The 21,847-nt window shown below is 73.5% G+C and carries 16 protein-coding genes; 4 read left to right on the forward strand and 12 right to left on the reverse strand.

Annotated elements, in window-relative coordinates; translation table 11 throughout:
• Positions 1-91: 91 nt before the first annotated feature.
• Positions 92-2,200 (reverse strand): catalase, encoded by a 2,109-nt coding sequence (locus tag PV789_RS28210; RefSeq protein WP_274975336.1) that lies wholly within the window; start codon positions 2,198-2,200, stop codon positions 92-94.
• A 288-nt stretch (positions 2,201-2,488) separates the two neighbouring features.
• Here PV789_RS28210 and PV789_RS28215 point away from each other — a divergent pair, with 288 nt between their 5' ends.
• Positions 2,489-3,343 (forward strand): SDR family oxidoreductase, encoded by an 855-nt coding sequence (locus PV789_RS28215; protein WP_274975337.1) that lies wholly within the window; start codon positions 2,489-2,491, stop codon positions 3,341-3,343.
• Between the two features lie 168 nt (positions 3,344-3,511).
• On the opposite strand, the gene PV789_RS28220 is transcribed toward PV789_RS28215, so the two are convergent.
• Positions 3,512-3,922 carry a ChaB family protein gene (locus PV789_RS28220; RefSeq protein ID WP_274975338.1) on the reverse strand — a complete coding sequence of 137 codons (411 nt, stop codon included), beginning with the start codon at positions 3,920-3,922 and terminating at the stop codon, positions 3,512-3,514.
• A 438-nt stretch (positions 3,923-4,360) separates the two neighbouring features.
• On the opposite strand from PV789_RS28220, the gene PV789_RS28225 reads away from it, so the two are divergent.
• Positions 4,361-5,296, forward strand: a complete 936-nt coding sequence (locus tag PV789_RS28225; protein WP_274975339.1) for an alpha/beta hydrolase family protein — start codon at positions 4,361-4,363, stop codon at positions 5,294-5,296.
• Positions 5,297-5,897: 601 nt separating this feature from the next.
• Here PV789_RS28225 and PV789_RS28230 read toward each other — a convergent pair.
• From PV789_RS28230 to PV789_RS28260, 7 genes are all read right to left on the reverse strand, one after another.
• A complete protein-coding gene (locus PV789_RS28230; protein ID WP_274978274.1) occupies positions 5,898-7,184 on the reverse strand; it encodes an HNH endonuclease signature motif containing protein in 1,287 nt (428 codons plus the stop codon).
• Positions 7,185-7,889: 705 nt separating this feature from the next.
• Positions 7,890-9,215, reverse strand: coding sequence for an ABC transporter substrate-binding protein (locus tag PV789_RS28235; protein ID WP_274975340.1), 1,326 nt, complete (start codon positions 9,213-9,215; stop codon positions 7,890-7,892).
• 78 nt (positions 9,216-9,293) lie between these two features.
• Positions 9,294-10,388 (reverse strand): branched-chain amino acid ABC transporter permease, encoded by a 1,095-nt coding sequence (locus PV789_RS28240; RefSeq protein WP_274975341.1) that lies wholly within the window; start codon positions 10,386-10,388, stop codon positions 9,294-9,296.
• 2 nt (positions 10,389-10,390) lie between these two features.
• Positions 10,391-11,242 (reverse strand): branched-chain amino acid ABC transporter permease, encoded by an 852-nt coding sequence (locus PV789_RS28245; RefSeq protein ID WP_274975342.1) that lies wholly within the window; start codon positions 11,240-11,242, stop codon positions 10,391-10,393.
• Between the two features lie 12 nt (positions 11,243-11,254).
• Positions 11,255-11,974: an ABC transporter ATP-binding protein gene (locus PV789_RS28250; RefSeq protein WP_212642283.1), complete on the reverse strand. Its 720-nt coding sequence runs from the start codon at positions 11,972-11,974 to the stop codon at positions 11,255-11,257.
• On the reverse strand, positions 11,971-12,879 hold the full coding sequence (locus tag PV789_RS28255) for an ABC transporter ATP-binding protein (protein WP_274975343.1): 909 nt from the start codon (positions 12,877-12,879) through the stop codon (positions 11,971-11,973). The genes PV789_RS28250 and PV789_RS28255 overlap by 4 nt, the downstream gene beginning before the upstream one ends.
• Positions 12,880-12,964: 85 nt before the next feature.
• Entirely contained in the window at positions 12,965-15,874 is a 2,910-nt protein-coding gene (locus PV789_RS28260; protein ID WP_274975344.1) for a helix-turn-helix transcriptional regulator, read from the reverse strand.
• Between the two features lie 386 nt (positions 15,875-16,260).
• On the opposite strand from PV789_RS28260, the gene PV789_RS28265 reads away from it, so the two are divergent.
• Positions 16,261-17,433, forward strand: a complete 1,173-nt coding sequence (locus tag PV789_RS28265; RefSeq protein WP_274975345.1) for a carboxylate-amine ligase — start codon at positions 16,261-16,263, stop codon at positions 17,431-17,433.
• Positions 17,434-17,462: 29 nt separating this feature from the next.
• On the opposite strand, the gene PV789_RS28270 is transcribed toward PV789_RS28265, so the two are convergent.
• The gene (locus tag PV789_RS28270; RefSeq protein WP_302475375.1) at positions 17,463-18,488 is read right to left on the reverse strand and encodes a carbohydrate kinase family protein; all 1,026 of its coding nucleotides are present in this window, start codon (positions 18,486-18,488) and stop codon (positions 17,463-17,465) included.
• The gene (locus tag PV789_RS28275; protein ID WP_274975346.1) at positions 18,485-19,768 is read right to left on the reverse strand and encodes an AGE family epimerase/isomerase; all 1,284 of its coding nucleotides are present in this window, start codon (positions 19,766-19,768) and stop codon (positions 18,485-18,487) included. The genes PV789_RS28270 and PV789_RS28275 overlap by 4 nt, the downstream gene beginning before the upstream one ends.
• Before the next feature lie 277 nt (positions 19,769-20,045).
• Here PV789_RS28275 and PV789_RS28280 point away from each other — a divergent pair, with 277 nt between their 5' ends.
• Complete coding sequence (locus tag PV789_RS28280) at positions 20,046-20,885, forward strand: SDR family oxidoreductase (RefSeq protein WP_274975347.1); 840 nt, start codon at positions 20,046-20,048, stop codon at positions 20,883-20,885.
• Positions 20,886-20,894: 9 nt separating this feature from the next.
• On the opposite strand, the gene PV789_RS28285 is transcribed toward PV789_RS28280, so the two are convergent.
• Positions 20,895-21,755: an alpha/beta fold hydrolase gene (locus PV789_RS28285; protein ID WP_274975348.1), complete on the reverse strand. Its 861-nt coding sequence runs from the start codon at positions 21,753-21,755 to the stop codon at positions 20,895-20,897.
• Between the last annotated feature and the right edge of the window lie 92 nt (positions 21,756-21,847).

A 21,847-nucleotide genomic window follows, 5' to 3' on the forward strand; every position in this document is an offset into this window, starting at 1 on the left:
CTCCCTTCGTTACGCCTTCGCTCCGTGCCGGTCGTCCCGTACCCGACGCCCCGGCCGTTCCCCGTCGGGCGGACCCGTCGGGCGGGCTCCGTCAGGCGGGCACGGACGCCGTCGGCCGGTCCCAGAACCGGTGCTCGCCCAGCAGCCTCGTGAACTCGGCGACACCCGCCTCCCCCGCGTCCGGCGCGGCGACCACGCCCAGCTCCACCCGCAGGGCGTCCACGGGCCCGGCCAGCTCCTCCGGCAGCGGCGGGGCGAGCAGCTCCGTCCCCGCGCCGACCGCGGCAACCGGCTTGTGGTGCTTGTACGCCTCCAGCACGAAGTGCCGCGCGAGCCCGTCGCCCGCCAGCGTCCGGGCGGCGTCGGGGCCGCCGGTCACCACGACCGCGTCGTAGAGCACCGAGGAGACGGTCGAGTAGGCCCGGTCGACGGTGACGACGCCGCCCCGCGAGGTCCGGACCGAGCCGTCGGCGGCCGCGAGGAGTTCGACCACGGCCCCCGCCCCGATCAGGGGTTCGCGGAACGCGTCGACGGCGGCCTCGTCCACCCCGTCCGCGACCAGGACGGCCACCTTGCGGCCGACGACGGAGCCGAACGCGGTGTTGAGCTGGCTCAGGGCGGGCGAGGAGCGGCCGTGGTTGGGCGTGGCCTCCCGCTCCGGCGGCTCGACGCCGATCCCCTCCGCGACCCGGACGGACAGCCGGTGGTCCACGTGGTTGAGGTTGGTCACCACCCGCTGGCGCACCTCCAGCTCCTCGCACTTGCCCAGCTCGAAGCGGAAGGCCTCCACCAGGTGCTCGCGCTCCCACCCGGCGAGGCTGTTGTAGAAGAGCGTGGCCTGCGAGTAGTGGTCGGCGAAGCTCTCGCTGCGGACCCGGATCTTGTCGCCCTCGACCTTCTCCGTGTAGTGGCGGTAGACGCCCTCCCCGTGCGCCAGGGCCGGGCAGCCCCCGCCCAGGCTGTTGGGGTGGTAGGAGGTCCCGCCCCGGTGCACGCGGTGCTGGGCGAAGCCGTCCCGCTGGTTGTTGCTCACCGGGGCCACCGGTCGGTTGACGGGGATCTGCTGGAAGTTGGAGCCGCCCAGGCGCAGCAGCTGCGTGTCCAGGTAGGAGAAGTTGCGGGCCTGGAGCAGCGGGTCGTTGGTGAAGTCGATGCCCGGGACCACGTTGGCGGTGTGGAAGGCCACCTGCTCCGTCTCCGCGAAGAAGTTGTCCGGGTTCCGGTTCAGGGTCAGCTTTCCGATCGGGCGGACCGGGACCTGCTCCTCGGGGATGATCTTGGTGGCGTCCAGCAGGTCGAAGTCGAAGGAGTGCTCGTCCTCCTCCGGCACCAGCTGCACGCCCAGCTCCCACTCGGGGTACTGGCCGCGCTCGATGGCCTCCCACAGGTCGCGCCGGTTGAAGTCGGGGTCCTTGCCCTGGACGCGCTGCGCCTCGTCCCAGACCAGCGAGTGCGTGCCGAGCAGGGGCCGCCAGTGGAACTTGACGAAGGTGCCCCGGCCCTCGGCGCTGACGAACCGGAACGTGTGGACGCCGAAGCCCTGCATCGTCCGGTAGCTGCGCGGGATCGCCCGGTCCGACATCAGCCACATCATCATGTGCGTGGTCTCGGGCTGAAGGCCCACGAAGTCCCAGAGGGTGTCGTGCGCGGACTGCGCCTGGGGGATCTCGTTGTGGGGCTCGGGCTTGACCGCGTGGACGAAGTCGGGGAACTTGATGCCGTCCTGGATGAAGAAGACCGGCATGTTGTTGCCGACGAGGTCGTAGTTGCCCTCCTCGGTGTAGAACTTCACCGCGAACCCGCGCACGTCGCGCACCGTGTCGGCGGATCCGCGCGACCCGGCGACCGTGGAGAAGCGGACGAAGACCGGCGTGGTGACGTCGGGGCCGCTCAGGAAGTGGGCCGCCGTCAGATCGGAGAGCCCCTCGTAGGGACGGAAGTGGCCGTAGGCGCCCGCGCCGCGCGCGTGCACCACCCGTTCGGGGATGCGCTCGTGGTCGAAGTGGGTGATCTTCTCCCGGGCGTGGAAGTCCTCCAGCAGTGTCGGGCCGCGCGCCCCGGCCCGGAGCGAGTTGTCGGTGTCGCCCACCCGGACACCGGTCTCAGTGGTCAGGGGCTGGTCGGAGTCGGTCCTGGCCGCGTCGAGCTGGCGGTCCTTGCCGTCGCGCCCGTCGCTTCCCCCACGTCCTTCAGTGCTCACAGCAGGCCTCCGTCGATCTGCGGATACCACGTGCCGAGGTCTCCCTCCGGTTCCTCCTGACCGACGCCCGTTCGGGGCAAACGTGGTTGACCGCCTTTTGGAGCGGCGTTCACCGCGGTGCCGTCCGGGCCGGGACCGACCCGCGCCGGGACCGAGTCAGCGGGGGCGAACGGGGTAGGGGCGGGCACGCGGAAAGACGGCCCGGGCTCGCCCGGGCGCACAGCGCGGGACGCCCCGGACCGGTTCCGGGCCGGGCCCGCGGAACCGAGACGACAGGGGGAGACGACCATGTCCGAGACTTCGCCTCCGGCGCAGAGCCAGCCCTACCCCGGCCGGACCGAGCCGATGGATCCGCAGCCCAGGGACGAGATGCGCGACTACGAGGGCCGCGGCCTGCTGAAGGGGAAGCGCGCGCTGATCACCGGGGCCGACTCCGGGATCGGCCGCGCCGTCGCCGTGGCCTTCGCCAAGGAGGGGGCGGACGTCGTCTTCGGCTACCTCAGCGAGGACGCCGACGCCCAGCACACGGTGGGGTTGGTCCAGGAGCAGGGGCGCAAGGCGGTGGGCGTACGCGGCGACCTGGCCGACGAGTCCTTCTGCACCCACCTGGTGAACCGCGCGGTCGAGGAGCTGGGCGGGATCGACATCCTGGTCGAGCACGCCGCGACACAGGCGCCGGTGGACGACTTCACCGACCTGAGCACCGAGCAGCTGCGCCGTACGTTCGACGTCAACGTGATGGGGGTGTTCTGGACCGTCCGCGAGGCGCTGGAGCACATCCCCGAGGGCGGTTCGATCATCATCACGGGGTCCATCAACGGCCTGCGCGGCAACAAGTCGCTGATCGACTACGCGTCCAGCAAGGCCGCGGTGATGAACCTGTCGCACTCGCTGGCGCAGACGCTCATGGACCGGGGCATCCGGGTCAACTGCGTGGCGCCCGGGCCGGTGTGGACGCCGCTCATCCCCTCCACGCTCGGGGAGAAGGGCGCGGAGGGCTTCGGCCAGCAGTCGCCCATGGGCCGGGCCGCGGACCCGGACGAGATCGCACCCTCCTACGTCTTCTTCGCCAGCGGACGGCTGTCGTCGTACTACACCGGCGAGACCCTGGCCCCGACCGGCGGGGAGATCCAGGCGAGCTGAGCCGGGGAGGAGGGGGCGGGCCGCGGTCCCCGCCCCCTCCCCGCACGCGCCCTCACGGCGTGAGCCCTCATGGCGGGCGCCTCCCCGGCGCAGCAAGAAGCCCCTCCCGGACGGAGCTCGGGAGGGGCTGTCTGGGGTGGGCCGACGGCGTGTCCGGCCGGGGCGGTGTCAGGAGCGGGCCTTGGCGGTGCGCCGGTCGTTCTCCTTGCGCAGCGCCTCGACCAGCTGGTCCTTGTTCATGTTCGAACGCCCCTGGACGCCGAGCTTCTTCGCCTGCTCGTAGAGGTGCTCCTTGCTGGCGTTGGCGTCCACTCCCCCGGCGGTCTTCTTGTCCTTGCCACGGCCGCGCGCGGCCTTGGGGTTGGACGCCTGCTCGTCTGAGGGGCCCGAGCGCTGCTTGGGCACCCAGCGGTCGCCCTGCTTCTCGAACTCGTGCTTGACCGCCGCGAAGGCGACGCGGTGTGCGCGCTCGCCGTCCCCGTACTCCTCCACAGCGGAGTCGTGCGCCTTGATCCAGGTGCGCTGGGCCTTCTTCGGAGACCGCTGGAGGGTCGACGGAAGTTCGCTTGCACCGGGCATGGTCCTCACTCCCTCGTCGTGCGCCTACACGGTTCGCCTGCCCGGGAAGGGAGCGGCAAAACACCGCGACCCACCGGCGCGGCGGGGCGTCGGGGCGTCGGGGCCAGGAGCGCCGGTGACACGGGAGCACCACGAGCGCACCCGGGTCACCGGGTGAGCGCACGCCCCCTTCTCCCCCCGCGAGCTGGGCTCCGTCACTACTGGTGATTCAACGGATGCACGTTTACCGAAACGACACCATAGTGAACCCACGGCCGAAGGGAGCCGGTCACCCGACTCCCTCCCTCCTCCACCGGGAGGCGGGACGGCCACCGCCGACCACCGCGGGTACCCGTTCGGTTACCTTACGGTAATGTCGGCTTCCCCCCACGGGAGACCCTTGGTCCGCGTACACCGCGAGGTGCGCGGATTCCCGCTGCACGAGAAAAAGGAAAAGCCGTGCGAACATACCCCCTTTCCCCCGAAGAGACCGACGGCGCGCAGCGCGGCCCCCGCTCCCGCGTGGCCCGGTTCGCCGCCCGCGCGGGTATGACCCTGGCGCTCACCGCAGGGCTGACCGGCGTCGTCGTCGCCCCGGCCCAGGCCGCCAACCCGTACGAGCGCGGCCCCGCGCCGACCGAGTCGAGCGTCACCGCCGAGGAGGGTTACTTCGACACCGACGAAGAGAGCGTGTCCTCGCTGGTGAGCGGGTTCGGCGGCGGCACGATCTACCACCCCACCGACACCAGCGAGGGAACGTTCGGCGGCGTCGTCGTCGCGCCCGGCTACACGGCGAGCCAGTCCTCGATGGCGTGGATGGGCCACCGGATCGCCTCGCAGGGCTTCGTGGTGTTCACGATCGACACCAACACCCGCTACGACCAGCCCGACAGCCGGGGACGCCAGATCGAGGCAGCCCTGGACTACCTGGTCGACGACAGCGACGTGTCCGACCGGGTGGACGGCGACCGCCTGGCCGTGATGGGCCACTCGATGGGCGGCGGCGGCACACTCGCGGCCGCCGAGGACCGGCCGGAGCTGCGCGCGGCGATCCCGCTGACCCCCTGGCACCTCCAGAAGGACTGGTCGGACGTCGACGTGCCCACGATGATCATCGGCGCGGAGAACGACAGCATCGCGTCGGTGAGCTCGCACTCCATCCCGTTCTACGAGAGCCTGGACGGCGACCTGGAGCGCGCCTACCTGGAGCTGGAGGGCGCGAGCCACTTCGCCCCCAACCTCTCCAACACGATCATCGCCAGGTACAGCATCTCCTGGCTCAAGCGCTTCGTCGACGAGGACGAGCGCTACGAGCAGTTCCTGTGCCCGCCGCCCGACACCGGGTTCTTCTCCGACTTCTCGGACTACAGGGACTCCTGCCCGCACATCACCTGACCCCGCACCGGCGACGCGGGGCCGCTCCGGTCCCGCGTCGTTCGGAACGGCAGCCTCCGGAACAACAGTCTCAGGAACAGCGACACGGCGGCGGCTCGGTGGACGCTCTCCCGGGCCGCCGCCCCGTGTGTCCGGGCGTGGGAGGCCGGCCGTCCTCACCGACGAGCAGGGACGGGGATACCGTCCGCGGGCTCCGGTCAACGCCCTGGTCGCGGGTGGCGGCCGGAGGTGGCGGCGTCTGCTGCCGCGTAATGGTGCGGGAGGGCGACCAACGCCTGAGGTTGTGGGGTGGTGGGGCTTTGCTGCGTCGGCACCAAAGGCGGCGGGTGGTTGGGGGCGCCGTCCAACGCCTTGGTTGCGGGTGGTGGCCGGAGGTGGCGGCGCCTGCTGCCGCGAGGTGGTGCGGGAGGGCGACCAACGCCTGAGGTTGTGGGGTGGTGGGGCTTTGCTGCGTTGGCACCAAAGGCGGCGGGAGTGGCGGGCCTGGGGCAGCGCGACCGGCCCCTGTGGCGGGGGTGGGCGACGGTGGCAGCGACGACGGCGAGCACGGGTCCGGGCCGCTTGGCGGGCGCGGGCATGCCGGGGCCCGGACCGGCCGGGGTCATTCCCGGGGCGGTGGAACCAGAATTCTGTCGGGCGGATGATCCTGTTCCCTCCGCTGGTGTGTGCGCAGTTCGCGTTGGTACTTGGCCCGGTTATGCGGCCCACACAAGGGTTGCAGGTTCGCCACCACCGTGCGCCCGCCCCGAGAGAACGACTGCACATGATCGGCTTGGCAGAGGGCCACCGGGACTTCGCACCCGCCCGGGTGGGCGCAGGTGGTGTGCCCGTGGAAGGCGGCGGTGCGCTGGCGGGCTGAGGCCAACCGTCGGCTGTGGCCCACATCCAGGACCTGCCCGGTGGGCGGGGCGGTGAGCATCCGCACCACCTCAGAGTCGGCGGCCAACTCGTGCACCACCCCGACCGGTACCACCCGTCCGCGCTCGTCCAGCGCCGGAACTTCCTGGCCCTGGGTGTCCAGGTAGGTCTGCACCGGCACCACGATGCGGATCTGCGCCAGTGGAGCGGGGGCGTTGGCGCATCCGGTGTGGGTGGTGGCAAAGCGCAGCGCCGCGATGAGCGCGTCATGCTCCCGCTGCGACCGCGACCGCGTGTCCTCCTCCGAGGGTGGGGTGGTGAAGGTGTCGATGGCCGCGCGCACGATCAACGCATCCCCACTGCCGCCCCACGCCTGGAGCTGGTAGCTGCCCTGGAACGTGTCATGCACGACCAGCCCACGCGAGGCGTGAGCAGCTTCGTGGTCGCGGTCCAGGCGGTGGGGGTCCAAACGATGCGCGACCTGGCGGGCCACCGACTGAAGTTGGTTGACCGACAACGCAGGCCGCTCCGCCTTCGCGGCCACCAACGCCGACTCAAACCCGCCCCGATACTCCTGCTCCTCAGGGAAATGCTGAGCGTCGCGGGTCTGGACGGCCTTGTCGGTGACCTTGGCGATCACCACCGCCTCACCCAACCCCACCACGCCCGTCTCCACCGCTTCCACCGTGGCGGGCAAGGTCTCTTCGTGCACATGCTGGGCCAGCCGCGCCAAATCCTTCGCCTGGGAGGTGGGCAACTTGCCGTGGTGCACCAACCACTTGTCCAACGTGGAGTAGCCGCTGTAGCGGGCCACCGCACCCCGCGCGTACAAACGCGCCATCCGCGCCAACGCCTGGTACCGGATCTGGTCCAGTTGGGCCCACAGCGCCGCGATCTCCTCAGCGGCGCTCTCGTCCGCTCCGGGCGGCACGTCGGTGTTCAACGCGTGGTCGATGATCTCGCGCGCACCGGCCAGCGCGGCCACGGCCGGGGAACATTCCCCGGGGGCCGCCTCGGGCGCTGCGGTCATCATCTCCATACTTCTTATTATAGGCCGCCGATCGCCCTTTCTCCACCATTCAGGGCATCGATTGCCGACTTTCTTTCTGGAGGATGCTTTTGCCTCATAGTCTGCAATGGGGTCGGCTCAAAAGGTGTCCGAAAAGGTGCGCCCAGAATGCCACCTTGACCTCGGCGATGCCCCCCCCCGACCACAGGGGCCAGGATCGTTGCCCGAGACCGGAGGGCCTGATGGCCGTTGGTGCCGACGCAGCAGAGCCCGACCACCCCCACACCCCGGGCGTTGGTCGCCCTCCGGTAGCCGCTCCCGCCTTTGGTGCCGCTTTTCGTCGGTCGCCCACGCCCCCACCCGGCGCCCGCCGTTCCCCGCCGCCCGCACCCTTTCGCGGCAGCTGGCGCGCTTTCGTTGCCGCCAGCAACCCCCGACAGGAATAGCGTAGGAAGGGGCCCTGTGGACGGCCCCTCCCTACCCCTCAATCCATTACCGTTATTGAACGAAGAGCGTTCCAGGGCATGCCAAAACACCTACTGGGTGGGATCCCCCCTATTTCCAGGAAACCATCACCGCACCACCCACGACCAGCCCCAACTCCTGCCTGTGGAAAACGCAGCCCTACGGAGACCACCGCCTCGCGGGGACCACCGCTCTCCGAACCCATCCGGACTCATCTGAACCCGTCCGAACACATCCGAACACCTCCGAACCCATCCGAACTCAGTCGTGGAAGACCAGCTCGTCCGGACCGAGGGCCGTGAAGTCGGCCTCCTCGATGGGGCCGCCCTCGCGGTCGGTCACACGCGGTTCCTGGACCATGTCGATGCTGCCGCCCGACTCGTACCGGACGACGTAGACGCCCTGGTGACCGCCGTGGTCACCGTCGCCTGAGGCGAAGGGGACGGGGCTGGGCCCCTGCCACTCCTGGGACTCCAGGGCGTCGACGAGCGACTGGCGGGTGAGGTCCTCGCCCGCCGACCTGAGCGCCTGGGCGAACATGACGGCCTGGGTCATGCCGAAGACGTGCGTGTTAGTGATCGTGCCGCCCTCGCCGTACTCCTCGTACACGTCGATGAAGAACCGGGCCCACGCGTCGTCCTCGTCCTCCACGCGCGGCATGTAGCTCGTGATGAGCATGCCGTCGAGGAACTCGTCGGCGGGCACGCCCTCGGCGTCGGTGTCCTGCGTGAACTCCGCCAGCAGCCCCTGGAGGGTGGCGGTGTCGCCGCCGATGCTGGAGACCACCCACTGGGGTTCGTAGCCGATGCTGGCGGCCTCCAGCATGCCGAGCGCGACGAACGCCGGGATGCAGGAGCACACGACCACCTCGGCCCCGGTGCGCTCCAGTTCGGCGATCTGGGCGCTGAGGTCGGGCACCTCGGACTCGTAGTGCTCCCGGGCCACGACCTCGTCGCCGAGGTACTGGTCGAGCCCGGCCTGGGAGTCCTCGCCGACGTCGTCGTTCTGGAACAGGTAGCCGACGCCCCGGTCGGGGAAGTTCGCCGCGATGTACTCGCCCTGGATCTTCGCCTCCTTGGTGTAGTCGGTCTGCCAGCCGTAGGTCAGGGGGTGCTCGTCGGGGTTGTTCCACGCCAGGGCGCCCGAGGACGGGAAGACGTCGGGCACACCCTCCTCGTTGAGGTAGTCGAGGACGCTGCTGTGCGTGGGCGTTCCCAGACCGCCCACCATCGCGAAGATCTCGTCCTCGATGACCAACTGCCGTGTCACGTCGATCGTCCGCGCGGGGTCGTAGGCGTCGTCCTCGACCCGGTAGTCGATCTCGCGGCCGTTCACGCCGCCCTGGGCGTTGACGTACTCGAACACGGCGCGGGCGCCCTGGGAGACCGCGAGGTAGCCGGGGGCCGCGGGTCCGGTCAGGGGCTGGTGGGAGCCGATGACGACGGCGTCGTCGGTGACACCGGTGGAGAGGTTCAGGTCGACCTCGGAGCCCTCGGTGACCTCACCGGCGCCGGTGCAGGCGGTCGCCAGCATCGTCAGGGCCAGGGAGGCCGCCAGGGCGGCCCGGGTTCCGCTGCGGTTGCGCATGGGGTTCTCCTTCTCGGGGGGTGGGGGGTGGGGGGTGGGGGTGGAGCGGTGCCGGGCGGGCGGGCGCCCCGGCACCGGCTAGCGGGGTCCGGACCCGGCGGGTCCGAGGCGTGTGGCCAGGCGTTGGAGCGCGCCGTGGATTCCCAGGGGCCAGAAGCGCAGGACGAGGATGAGGACCACGCCGAAGAACACGATCGGGAGGTTGTTCTCCGCGTCGCGGCTCAGGCCCAGGGTTCCGGCCAGGTCGGAGACCCAGACCTCCAGGTAGACGACGGCGACCGCGGCCCACAGCGCGCCCCACAGGCTGCCGATGCCGCCCAGGACGAGGGCCGCGAGCAGGGTCAGCGACAGCGCGAGGGTGAAGGTGCTGGGGGTCGCGGTGCCGAGCACGTAGGCCTGGAGGCCGCCCGCGAGGCCGCCGGCCGCCGAGGCGATGACGAACGCGACCACCTTCGTCGTGCCGACCGGGATCCCGGCCATGGCGGCCGCGGTCTCGTCGTCGCGGATGGCGCGCATGCGGCGGCCCAGGCGGCCGGTGGAGACGGTGGCCAGGACGGCCAGACCGAGCACCACGGCGGTCCACACCACCAGGGCCTTCCACTCGCTGTCGGTGACCAGGCCCTGGAGGAGGGGCGGCGCGCCCGCGGTGCGGATGTTGAGGCCGTTGCTGCCGCCGAGGACCTCGTGGTAGCGGTGGGTCAGCCCGGGCAGGCCGACGGCGAGGATGAGGGTGGCCCCCGCCAGGTAGGGGCCGTGCAGGCGTGCCGTGGCGGCGCCGACCGCGATCCCGGCGACGGCGGAGACCCCCACGATGAGCAGCAGGTTCACCGTCAGGGGGAGCATCGGCTGGTACAGGACCAGCAGCGCCATCGTGTAGGCGCCGATCATCATGAACGCGCCGTGGCCGAGGGACACCTGGCCGCTGCCGCCGACGAGCAGTTGCAGCCCGGCGACGGCCAGCATGGTGTAGCCGACGGCGGCCACGCGCAGCGCGGTGAGGTCTCCGGTGGCCAGCAGCAGCGCGGTGACGGCGGCGAGGCCGAGCGCGGCCAGGAGCAGGTGGCGCAGCGGCGCGGGCAGGGCGCGCCACCGGCCGCCGGAGGAGGCGGCGGACGGGTTCGGGGTGTGGGGGGCGGTGGCGCGCTGCGCGCGCTGCCGGGTGGGTGAGGGCATCGCTACACCTTTCGCGCGGCCGGGCGGGACAGGATGCCGTCGGGGCGAACGCTCAGCACCGCGACGACGATGACGAGGGCGGCGAGGGTGGCCAGTTCGGGCCCGGCGTAACCGGACACGTAGGACATCCCGAGGCCGATGAGCATCCCCCCGAGGACGGCGCCGAACGGGTTGTCCAGACCGCCGATGACGGCGGCGGTGATGCCGTAGACGAACACGACGTCGAACACGTTCGGCGAGATGAACGGCGGTCCGGCGAGCATGCCCGCCAGGGCGCCGATGAAGGAGGCGATCGCCCACCCCGCGGTGAGCATCAGGCCCACCCGCACGCCGCTGAGCCGGGCGGCCTCGGGGTGGAAGGCGGCGGCGCGCATGCGCAGGCCCAGCGGGGTGAACCGGTACAGGGCGAACAGCAGCAGCGCGACGGCCCCGACCGACACCAGGGCGAACACGTTGGCGGGCGAGAAGCGGCCCACGTAGCTGAACGCGTAGCCGAACCCGTGCTGCTCGTTGCCCCAGACCATCCCGACCAGCCCCTGGACGACCAGGAGGAGGCCGAGGGTGACGATGATGGCGTTGAGCTGGGAGACGCGGGCGATGGGCCGGATGACGAACCGCTCGACCAGCGCGCCCGCGGCCAGGCCCGCGGTGAGCGCGGCGGCGAAGCCGAGCCAGTACGAGCCGGTGATCTGGGTGACGGTGTAGGCCGTGTAGACCGCGACCAGGGCGAGCGCGGGCTGGGCGAAGTTCACCAGGCGGGTGGCCTGGTAGATGATCACCAGGGACAGCGCCAGCGCCGCGTAGGCCGCCCCGGAGGCCAGCCCGTTGAGGGTCAGGTTGATGAAGTGGGTCATGCGGGGACTCCTCTAAAAGCCCAGGTAGGCGTGGCGCGTGCGGTCGTCGGAGAGCAGGTCGGCGGAGGCGCCCCCGACCGCGACGCGTCCCTGGTTGAGGACGAACCCGGTCTCGGTGACCGACAGCGCCCCGGCCGCGTTCTGCTCGACCAGGACGACGGTGAGCCCGGTGCGGTCGCGCAGGTCGCGCAGGAGGGTGAAGATCTGCCTGGTGACCAGGGGCGCCAGGCCCAGCGAGGGCTCGTCCAGCAGCAGCACCCGGGGCCTGGCCATGAGGGCGCGGCCGATGGCGAGCATCTGGCGCTCGCCCCCGGAGAGGGTGCTGGCGGGTCTGCCGCGCCGCTCGGCCAGGGGCGGGAAGAGCTCCAGGACCTCGCCCATGGCGGAGTCGCGGCGGCGGTCGGAACGCCACAGCCCGCCCAGGCGCAGGTTCTCCTCGACGGTGAGTTCGACGATGACGCCGCCGCCCTCGGGGACGTGGGCGAGGCCGCGGGTGATGACCTTCTCGGCGGGCAGGCGGGTGATGTCCTCGCCGTCGAGCAGGACGCGCCCGGAGGCGGCCGGGTGGAGGCCGGTGAGGGTGCGCAGCAGGGTGGTCTTGCCCGCGCCGTTGGCGCCGAGGACGGCGCACACGCCCTTGGCGGGGACGGTGAGGGACACGCGGTCCAGGGCGCGGACGGCTCCGTAGGAGGCGCTGAGCTCCTCGACGGACAGCAGGGGCGGGGCGGTCATCGGGCGGCTCCGTTCGCGTCGCCGGGACCGGCGCCGGGGGTGTCGGTGGGGGCGGCGGCGTCCCGGGCCGGGGTCCCCGTGTCCCGGCCGGGTGCGTCCGCTGGGGCCGCCGCGTTCCGGGCGGGGGCGTCCGCGGGGGTGCCGAGGTAGGCCTGGGTGACGAGGGGGTCGGCCTGGACCTCGGCGGGGGTGCCGGTGGAGATGACCCGGCCGAAGTTCAACACGACGATGTGGTCGCAGACCCGCATGACCAGGTCCATGTGGTGCTCGACGAGGACGACGGCCATGTCCCGCCTGAAGCCGCGGATCCGGTCGGCGAGGGCGTCGATCTGCGCCCCCGACAGTCCGCTGGCGGGTTCGTCGAGCAGGAGGAGTTCGGGTTCGCCCACGCAGGCGCGCGCGAGGGCGACCTGCTTCTGCACGCCGTAGGGCAGGGTGGCGGGCAGCCGGTGGGCGTGCTCGGCGACCCCGAAGCGCTCCAGGGCGGCCAGGGCCCGCCCGCGCAGCTCCCGTTCGTCGCGGTGGTGCCGTCCCAGGCCGCTGAGCAGTGAGAACGGGCCTCCGGAGGCGAGGCGGTCGGCCCCGGCGACGACGTTGTCCAGGACCGTCATCATCGGGAAGAGGTTGAGGCCCTGGAAGGTCCGGGCGATGCCCGCGCGGGCGAGGTGGTGGGGGCGGCGGCCGGGCGGCGGGGCGCCCTTCCAGGTGATGGTCCCGGCGGTGGGGCGCAGGACGCCGGACAGGACGTTGAACAGGGTGGTCTTGCCCGCTCCGTTGGGGCCGATGAGGCCGACCACGGACCCGGGTGCGACCCGGAGTCCGACGTCGTCGAGCGCGGTGAGGCCCCCGAAGCGCACGGTCACCCCGTCAGCGCTCAGGAGGTGCTCCGTTGCGGTCGTCGTCATTGGCTGCCTTTCTCTTCGACCGGAGGCGTACCGACCAGTTGGTATGAAGGGGGTGTCCGGCGGCGCCTCGGTCGTCGGCCGGGGGTCAGTTGAACAGGCGGGCCAGGTCCACGCGGGACCTGATGTTGAGCTTGCGGAAGATGCCGCGCAGGTGGTGCTCGACCGTGCGCGGGCTGATGAACATGTGGGCGGCCACCTCGCGGTTGGTGGCCCCTTCGGCGACCAGCCGGGCGATCTGCTGCTGTTGCGCGGTCAGTTCGCTGGTGGAGACGGGGTCGGGTCCGCGTTCGGCGGTCCCGATCGCGCGCAGCTCGGCGCGGGTCTGGCGCACCCACAGCCGCGCCCCGAAGCGCTCGAAGGTCTCCAGCGCGTTGTACAGGTGCTCGCGGGCCCGGCCGGGCAGGCGGGCCCGGCGCAGGTGGGCGCCGAACAGCAGCTGGGTGCGCGCGTGCTCGACGTCGTCGTCTCCGCAGGCCCGGTGCAGGGCCAGCGCGTTCTCGAAGTGGTCGCAGGCCTCGTCGCCCGCGGCCAGCAGGCCCGATCCCCGGGCGGCCAGGGCCAGCGTGCTCGGGCTGCCCACCGACTCGGCCCAGCGCCGGTACCCGGCCAGGGAGGTGCGCGCCCACTCGGTCTCGCCCATGCGGGTCGCCGCCTCCACGAAGTGCGGGGCGGTGAGCAGCCGCATGGTGGGGTGGCCGTGCCCGGGGGCGGCGTGGACCAGGGCGCGCAGCCGGAAGAACGCTTCCGCGGCGTTGCCCCGGGACAGCTCCAGGACGGCCAGCGCCCACGCCGACAGGGCGGCGGCCAGGCCGAGGCTGTTCTCCCCCGCCTGGACGGCGACCGCGCGGGCCCGGATGCGGCAGGTGTCCACGTCGCCCTGGATGGCGGCGATCATCGCCAGGGACGCCAGGTGCTGGGTGGCCCACACGGTCTGGCCGGTCTCGCGGGAGACCCTCAGGCCGGTCAGGGCGGTCCCGGCGGCCGAGGGGAAGCGTCCGCTCCAGAACTCGGAGAAGACCAGGAAGCCCAGCGCGGCGGGCAGGGTGGCCCGTTCGCCCCGCAGGCGGCCGACCTCGACGGCGCGCGAGGTGACCGACCGCACGAACGGCGCGTCGCCCAGGCGCAGGCCGCTGATGCCCGCCCAGACCAGCTCGGAGGGCTTGGCGATCCCGGCCAGCCCGGTCGCCTCGCGCAGCAGCGGGGTGGAGCCGGGGTAGTCGCCGCGGAAGGAGACCGCGCAGCCCTCCAGGAAGGACGCGACCATGCGCATCGGCGCCGGGTCGTCCGGACGGACCAGGGGCAGGGCCAGTTCGGCGGCCCGGCCGTGGCGGGCGGCGTCACCGGCCAGGGAGGCGGCGTCGGCCGAGCGCACGAGGGCGCGCAGGGCCAGGGAGCGGTCGTGGGGGATGAGTCCGCGGCCGACGGTGAGCAGGCGTTCGGCGACGTCCATGGCGTTCTCGCCGCGCATGGCGATCTGGGCGTCGATGAGGTCGGCGGTCGCCCGCCGCCGGTCCGACACCGCCAGGGGCCGCGCCCGCGCGAGCAGCCGGGTGGCGCGCGCCGAACTCCCGGCCATGTAGGCCTCGTAGGAGGCCGTGTTCAGTCGGCAGGCGCGTTCGTCGGGGTCGGGGCACAGGTCGGCGGCGCGCTCGTAGGCGTGGGAGGCGGCGAGGCGGCCCCCGACCCTCTTGACGCGCCGGGCGGCGGCGGTCGCGGCTTCGGCGAGTCCGGCGTCGGGCGCGTCGGCCCCGGCGGCGGTGTGGCGGACGAACTCCGCGGGCGAGGTTCCGGGGTCGCAGGCGCGGGCCAGGGCCCGGTGCGCGGCGCGCAGCCGCCCGGCGGGGGCGTCCTGGGCGATGGCCTCGCGCGTCAGGGGGTCGGCGAAGACGACGGTGTCGCCCTCCACCCGCACGAGGCCCCGCTCCTCGGCGGGTTCGAGGTCGGTGACGGTCGGTCCGGGTGCGGGGACGGAAACGCCGGAACCGGGGCCGGTGGCGTTCGGTCCGGGTTCCCCGCAGGCCTCCAGCAGCCGGTGGACGCGGGGCTCGTCACCGAGGGCGGCGAGCAGCAGCAGGTGGCGGGCCCGTTCGGGGAGGCCCCGGTAGGGGGCGAGGAGGCCGGCGCGCAGGCGGCCGGGCAGGCGCGGCGGGTCGGGGAGGGGCTCCTCACCCAGGAGCTGGGTCCGGGACAGCCCCCGCAGGAGGCCGAGGACGGCGGCGGGGTTGCCGTGGGCGGCGCGGACCAGGGCGGAGCGCACGGCGGAGGCCGGGGTGACCGAGGCCCTGTCGGTGAGGATGTCGTGGAGCGCCCGCTCCTCCAGGGGCGCGAGCGGGATTTCGGCGACACCGGGGACGAGGGCGTCGGAAGGGGGTTCGGCGTCGGTCTCGGAAGCCCGGGCCCCGGCGGGCTTGCCCCGGCCCTCGCGCGCGGCGAGGACGGCGGCGACGGGCGTTCCGGCGAGGCGCCGGGCGACGAAGGCCAGGGCGTCCAGCGAGGGCGCGTCGAGCCGGTCCGCGTCGTCCACGCACAGCAGGAGGGGGCGGTCGGCCGCGGCGAGGGAGAGCAGTTCGACCAGGCCGGTGTAGAGGGCGAGCCGGTCCGCGTCGGCGACCGCTCCCCGGGTCAGGGCGTCGCGGAGGAGGTCGCGCGGGGGCTCGGGAAGGCGCTCGGCCTCCCGCGCGAGGGGGCGGAGGAGGCGTTGGAGTCCGGCGAGGGGCAGGTCCGCCTCGTCGGCGACGCCGTCCGCGCGGAGCACGGTGAAACCACCTGCGGACCCGCTCAGGTACTCCAAAAGCGCCGTCTTGCCGCGCCCGGGGCCGCCGGAGAGGAGCAGGGAGGCGCCCCGGCCGGACCGCGCGTCGTCCAGGGCGTCGGAGAGGGCCCGCTGCTCCGTGTCGCGACCTCGGAGGCGGGCGACGGGGGGTTGTGTGTTCCTGCCAGCCACGTGCACACATTCGCACAGCGGGCCCCCGTCGCGGCAGGTGCGGGCGACCACACTGGTCGTTTCACCGATGCTCGCCCGGAGTCGCACGCGACGTGCGGGACGGGCCTGGATAGGGGTACTCGCGGTGCCCGCGGGACGGGTGCGCGGGCGGGGCATCGCGGTGCCCACCTGGGTTTCCGCGGCCGGGGAAAGTGACGGTGCTCACTCCGCGGAGGGGGCCCGGCGCCGCCCCGGCGCCCGCACCGGCCGGGAGCAGGGTTATCAAGCCGTAACGTGCGCGCAACGACACACCCGCGATACCGACAAACGGGACAAAAGATCACATGGATAGCTTTTTATCTTCTTCAGGACACTGTCGCGACCGCCCCCGACGGGGATATCCAGTCCGGGACGCCCCCGTGAGGGAGCGCCCCTACGGCAGGGAGGGACCGACGCCCATGGAGAACCGCTCCACGGCAGCACACGACACCCGGCGGTCGGCGGCCGCCGGCGCCCGCGACGGGAACCACACCGTGCCCCCGACCTTCGGCGTCGAGGAGGAGTTCTTCGTCGTAGACCCCGGCACCCGCCTCATCCTGTCCCGGGCACCCGAGGTGCTCGCCAACACCCGCGTCCTGCGCGACCACCTGTGCGGCGAGTTCTCCCGCGCGCAGGTGGAGGCCAACAGCCCCGTGTGCGACGACGCGGGCGAGGCCCTGCGCTTCCTGCGTGCGGCGCGCGGGGAGCTGGGCCGCGCCGCGGGCGCGGCCGGGCTCGCCGTCGTCGCCTCCGGCACCGCCGTCCTGGGCGATCCGGCCTCGGTGGGGACCAGCGAGGGGCGCCGCTACGCCGACATCGCCGCGCACTTCGGTGCGCTGCGCGAGTCGCACGTGGTGTGCGGCTGCCACGTGCACGTGGGCGTCCCCGACCGGGAGACCGCCGTAGCGGTGGGCAACCACCTGCGCCGGTGGCTGCCGTTCCTGGTGGCGCTGTCGGCGAACTCCCCGTTCCAGGCCGGACGCGACACCGGCTACTCCAGCTGGCGCACGGTGGCCTGGAACCGGCTGCCCTCGGCCGGTCCTCCCCCGCTCCTGCGCTCCCTGGCCGAGCACGAGCAGACCGTGCGGGCGCTCTCCGACGCCGGGGCGATCCTGGACCGGCGGATGGTCTACTGGGACGTCCGCCTCTCGGACCACCTGCCCACGCTGGAGATCCGGGTGAGCGACGTGGCCGCCACCGCCGAGGAGGCGCTGCTGCTGGCCGTGCTGATCCGCGGCCTGACCGGTCGAGCGCTCACCGACGTGTGCTACGGGATCCCCGCGCCGGGCATCCCCGACCAGGCGCTGCGGGCCGCCGTGTGGCGGGCCGCCCGGGACGGGCTGGAGGGCGTGGTGCCCGACCCGCTGACCGGGGAGGCGCTGCCCGGGCACGCGGCGGCCGAACGGCTGCTGCACGCCGCGCTGCCCGGGCTGCTGGCCAACGGCGACGCCGACCTGGCCTCCTCCCTGCTCGGCCGGGTGCGCGCGGCCGGAAGCGGGGCGGCCCGCCAACGCGCCGTGTACGCCCGGCGGGGCAGGCTCGCCGACGTGGTGGACCACCTCGTGGCCCAGACGAGGGAGGGCCTCGCCTGAGGAGGGCGGGCCGCGCTTGTCCGCAGGGGCTACCGCCCGACGCCGCCCGCCACCTCGGCCATGGTGGGCGGGTCCGCCCCCTCCCGGGTCACCGTGACCGCGGCGACCGAGACCGCGAACCCCAGCAGGTCCGCCAGGTCCGCCCCGTCCAGTCCGGCGAGGCGGGCCCGCGGATCCTCCCCCAGCCGGTCGTGGCGGTCCAGCCAGTTCAGCAGGGCGCCCATGAAGGAGTCGCCCGCGCCCACGGTGTCGGCCACCTCGGTCCTCGGCGCGGCCACCGCCACCTCCTCGCCCCGGCAGACCGCCAGGGCCCCGTCGGCGCCCATGGTCACCACCACCAGCGCCGGGCCCAGCGCCGCGACGGCGTGGGCCGCCCGGACCGGGGACAGGTCCGGGTACAGGAACGCCAGGTCCTCGTCGCTCGCCTTCACCAGGTGCGCCTGCGCGGCGTGCCGCAGGGCCAGCGCCCGCGCGGTGACGGGGTCGCCTATGACGTCGTGGCGGATGTTGGGGTCCAGGGTGAGCGTCACCCGCCCGCGCCCGTGCTCGCGGCGCAGCATCGCCTCGATCAGGGTGGCGCCGGGCTCGCGGAACAGCGCTATCGACGCGGCGTGCAGCGCGCGGACCCCCGGTTCCAGCTCCTCGGGCAGCTCCCCCGCGCGCCAGCGCCAGTCGGCGGCGTCGTCCATGCGGAAGTCGTAGCGGGCCGACCCGTCCCGGCCGAGCGTGGCCAGGGCCAGCGCCGTCGGCTCCCGGGCCGGGAGCAGCCCCGCCGGGTCCAGCCCCTCCCCGAGCAGGCGCTCGCGGATCAGCTCGCCGAAGCCGTCCGCGCCGATCCGCGCGAGCAGCCGGGTGGGCGTGCCCAGCCGGGCCGCCGCCACCGCCGTGTTGGCCGGACCGCCGCCGGGCGCCGCCTTGAGCACGTCGGGGCCGTGGGAGGTGGGCAGCAGGTCCATGACGTTCTCGCCCACCACGACGAGGCGGGGGGAGGACCCGGCCCCCGCGGCCCCTCCGGCCGGGACGCCCTGCGCGTCCCCTGCGTTGTCGGTGGTCACGCGTTTCCTCCGGGGTTCTGGTCGGTGCCGGGCAGGAGGGCGGCCGCGATGGAGGCCGACAGCCCGACCTGGGGCAGGAGTGCCGCCTGGTAGGCGTGGTAGACGTCCGGCTTGCCCGGCCACACGCTCGCGGCCGGACGGTTGTCCGGGTCCAGCTCGTGGTGCCAGCTGCCGCGCTCGCGGTCCAGGTGGTGCCGGTCGGCGTAGGCCCACCAGCGTTCGTACAGGTCGGTGTAGGAGGCCCCGCCCGTGTGCTCCCCCAGCGCCCAGGCGGCCATGGCGGCCTCGGCCACCACCCAGTGCATGCGCTCGCGCACGACCGGCCGGTCCTGCCAGTCGAGGGTGTAGACGAACCCGTCGGCGCCGTCCACGGCCCAGCCGCGCCGGACGGCGTGGTCGAACAGCGCCTCGGCGTCGGTGCGCAGCCACGCGGGGACGGGGTCGCCCGCACGGCTGAGCGCGACCTCCAGGTGGACCAGCAGACGCGCCCATTCGAGCAGGTGCCCGGTGGTGCTCCCGAAGGGGCGGAAGGGGTGGTCGGGCTGGTCCCGGTTGTAGTCCGGGACGGGCTTCCAGTCGGGGGTGAAGTGCTCGGGCAGGCGCCAGTCGTGCTCGGCGGCCACGCCGTGGATCAGGCGCTCGGCGACGGAGAGCGCGCGGCGGGCCCACAGGGCGTCGCCGGTGGCGTCCGCCGCCGCCAGGAAGGCCTCCACGGCGTGCATGTTGCTGTTGGCGCCCCGGTAGTCCTCGGTGGCGTTCCACCCGCTGTCCCAGCTCTCGCGCAGGGCGCCCGCGGACTCCTCCCAGAAGCGCTCCTCGACGACCCGCAGCGCGTCGTCGAGCAGCTCACGCGCTCCCGGGCGACCGGCGAGGGTGGCGCTGGAGGCGGCCAGGACCACGAACGCGTGCTCGTAGGCCGACTTGCGCGGACGCTCATGGGAGCGCTCCCGGGAAGAGTCCGCCGCAGTGTCGTCCGGCACCCGGTCGAACCAGCCGCCGTCCCGGGCGTCGCGCAGGGGGCCCGTCGCCAGGGCCGCCACACCGTGGTCGGCCAGCCGCCCCGCGTCGGCCTCCCCCCGCAGGTGGGCCAGGGAGAACACGTGCGTCATCCGCGCGGTGATCCAGGCGGCGGCGGGCCGGTCCCGCTCCACACGCCCGTCCGCGTCGAGCCAGCCGAAGCCGTCGGACACGGCGGATCCCGCGGCGAAGCCGTACAGCCGCCGCTCCTCCTCGCGCAGCCACTCGGGCAGGCCCGGGGCCGGTCGTGTCGATGGTGTCAATCCACTGCCTCCTCAAGGCGTCGGTGAGCGGGTCCACGGTATCCCGCGAACTCGACACAGCGGTAGACCGGGGAGCCCGGTCAACAGAACACACCATCACTCCCGGGACAGCACATTCCGGACACGCGACTCCGGAGAGGAGGCCGAAAACCGGGTGCGCCGCCCCACCCCTTCTGCCAGAGTCGCCCCGGCGCCGCGCACACCGCGGCTCCCGGGATCGCCCGGACCCGCGGCGCGGCCGGTTCCCCGTCCGTCCACGGCAGAAGGCAGGCCCGCCATGGCCCACTCCGCTTCCTCCCCCGAACGCTCCGACCGGGACGCCCTGTCCCGCGACCCCCTGCCCCTGCGCGGCAGGACCGCCCTGGTCACCGGCGCGAGCAGGCGCGGCGGCATCGGCTACGCCGTGGCCCGCCGCCTCGCCGCGTACGGCGCCTCGGTGATGGTCCACCACCACCAGCCGCACGACGCGGAGCTGCCCTGGGGCAGCGACGACCTCACCGCCGTGCTCGACGGCGTGCGCGCGGTGCTCGGCGACCCCGCCGCCCGCGTGGCCGACGTCGGCGCGGACATGGCCGACCCCGACGCGCCCCGGCGGGTGGTGGAGGCGACCGCGGCCGAGTTCGGGCACCTGGACGTCCTGGTGGCCAACCACGCGCGCAACGGCGGCGACGCGTCGCTGGCGGAGGTGACCCTGGAGATGCTCGACGGGCACTGGGCGGTCGACGCCCGCGCGCCGATCCTGCTCGCGCAGGCCTTCGCGGCGCGGCACGACGGGCGCCCCGGCGGCCGGGTGCTGTTCATGACCTCCGGGCAGATCCGCGGGGCGATGCCCGGCGAGGTGGCGTACGCGTCGGCCAAGGCGGTCCTGGCCCAGATCACCCCGACCCTCGCCGCCGAGCTGGGCCCGCGCGGCATCACCGTGAACGCCGTCGACCCCGGCCCGGTGCAGACCGGCTACATCGACGAGGAGCTGATGCACCGCGTCCTGCCCGGCTTCCCGGCCGGGCGGGTGGGCGTGCCCGACGACCCGGCCAGGCTGCTGGCCTGGCTGACCACCGACGAGGCCTCGTGGGTGACCGGCCAGGTGATCAGCACCGACGGCGGTTTCAGCTGCTAGAGACCGGGTTCAGTCCTGGGGACCGGGTTTGGTCACGCGCCCGGCCGCGTTGCGCGCGGCGGCCTTGGCGCTGCCCAGGTCGGCGGCGCGGCAGGTCCACCGGACGTGCTCGGCGGCCGTGACCGGGTCGTCGGCCATGGGGATGTGCCCGCTGCCGATCAGCGAGACCATGCGCGCGTTGGGCACCCGGTGGTGGGCGTGCGCGGCGCTGGACGGCAGCAGTGTCCGGTCGCGGTCGCCCCAGGCGATGGTGACCGGGCACTCGATCGGCCGCGCCGTGAAGACGTACTCGGCGATGCGCGGCACGAGCCGGATGTAGGGCGAACCCTGCTGGAGGCCCCGGACGCTGAACCGGGTCGCCTTGGCCTCGGGCGTCGAGGGGTCGCCGCGCAGCGCGATCCGGGCGGCCGTCCTGGCCGGGGCGGTGTTGGCCAGGCGCTCCTTGACCCGCATCGGGACGTGCGTGGCCAGGCGGGAGAGCGCGCCGACCCCGCGTATCGCGCACCGGGCGAGCCTGTCGGAGAACCCCGCCGGGGAGAACACCGTCACCGACGCGGCCAGGCCCCGGACCCCCAGTTCGAGGGCGATCGACCCGCCGAGCGAGTTGCCCGCCAGGTGCGGGCGCTCCAGCCCGTGCAGGCGGCAGAACTCCTGGATGTCGTCGGTCAGGGTGAGGACGTCGTAGGGCTCGTCGGGGCCGGGCCCGGGCGAGGCGCCGAACCCCGGCAGGTCCACGCAGATGACGCGGTAGTCGGCGGAGAGCCGCCGCATCACGGCGGTCCAGCTCTGGCGGCGGTCCCCGAGTCCGTGGAGGAGGACCAGGGGGCGGCCGCTCCCCCGTTCTTCGAAGGCGATACGTGTCGGGTCCATGCCCTTCGGTCTACCCGATACGGGGACCGGTAGCGCCCCGGACCCGCGGGGCGCCGGGGAGGGCGCACGGTCCGGGGCTCCCCGGACCGGGC

Origin of the sequence: Nocardiopsis camelliae, assembly GCF_028993595.1 — a bacterium.
In the GTDB taxonomy this organism is placed as follows: Bacteria; Actinomycetota; Actinomycetes; order Streptosporangiales; family Streptosporangiaceae; genus Nocardiopsis; species Nocardiopsis dassonvillei.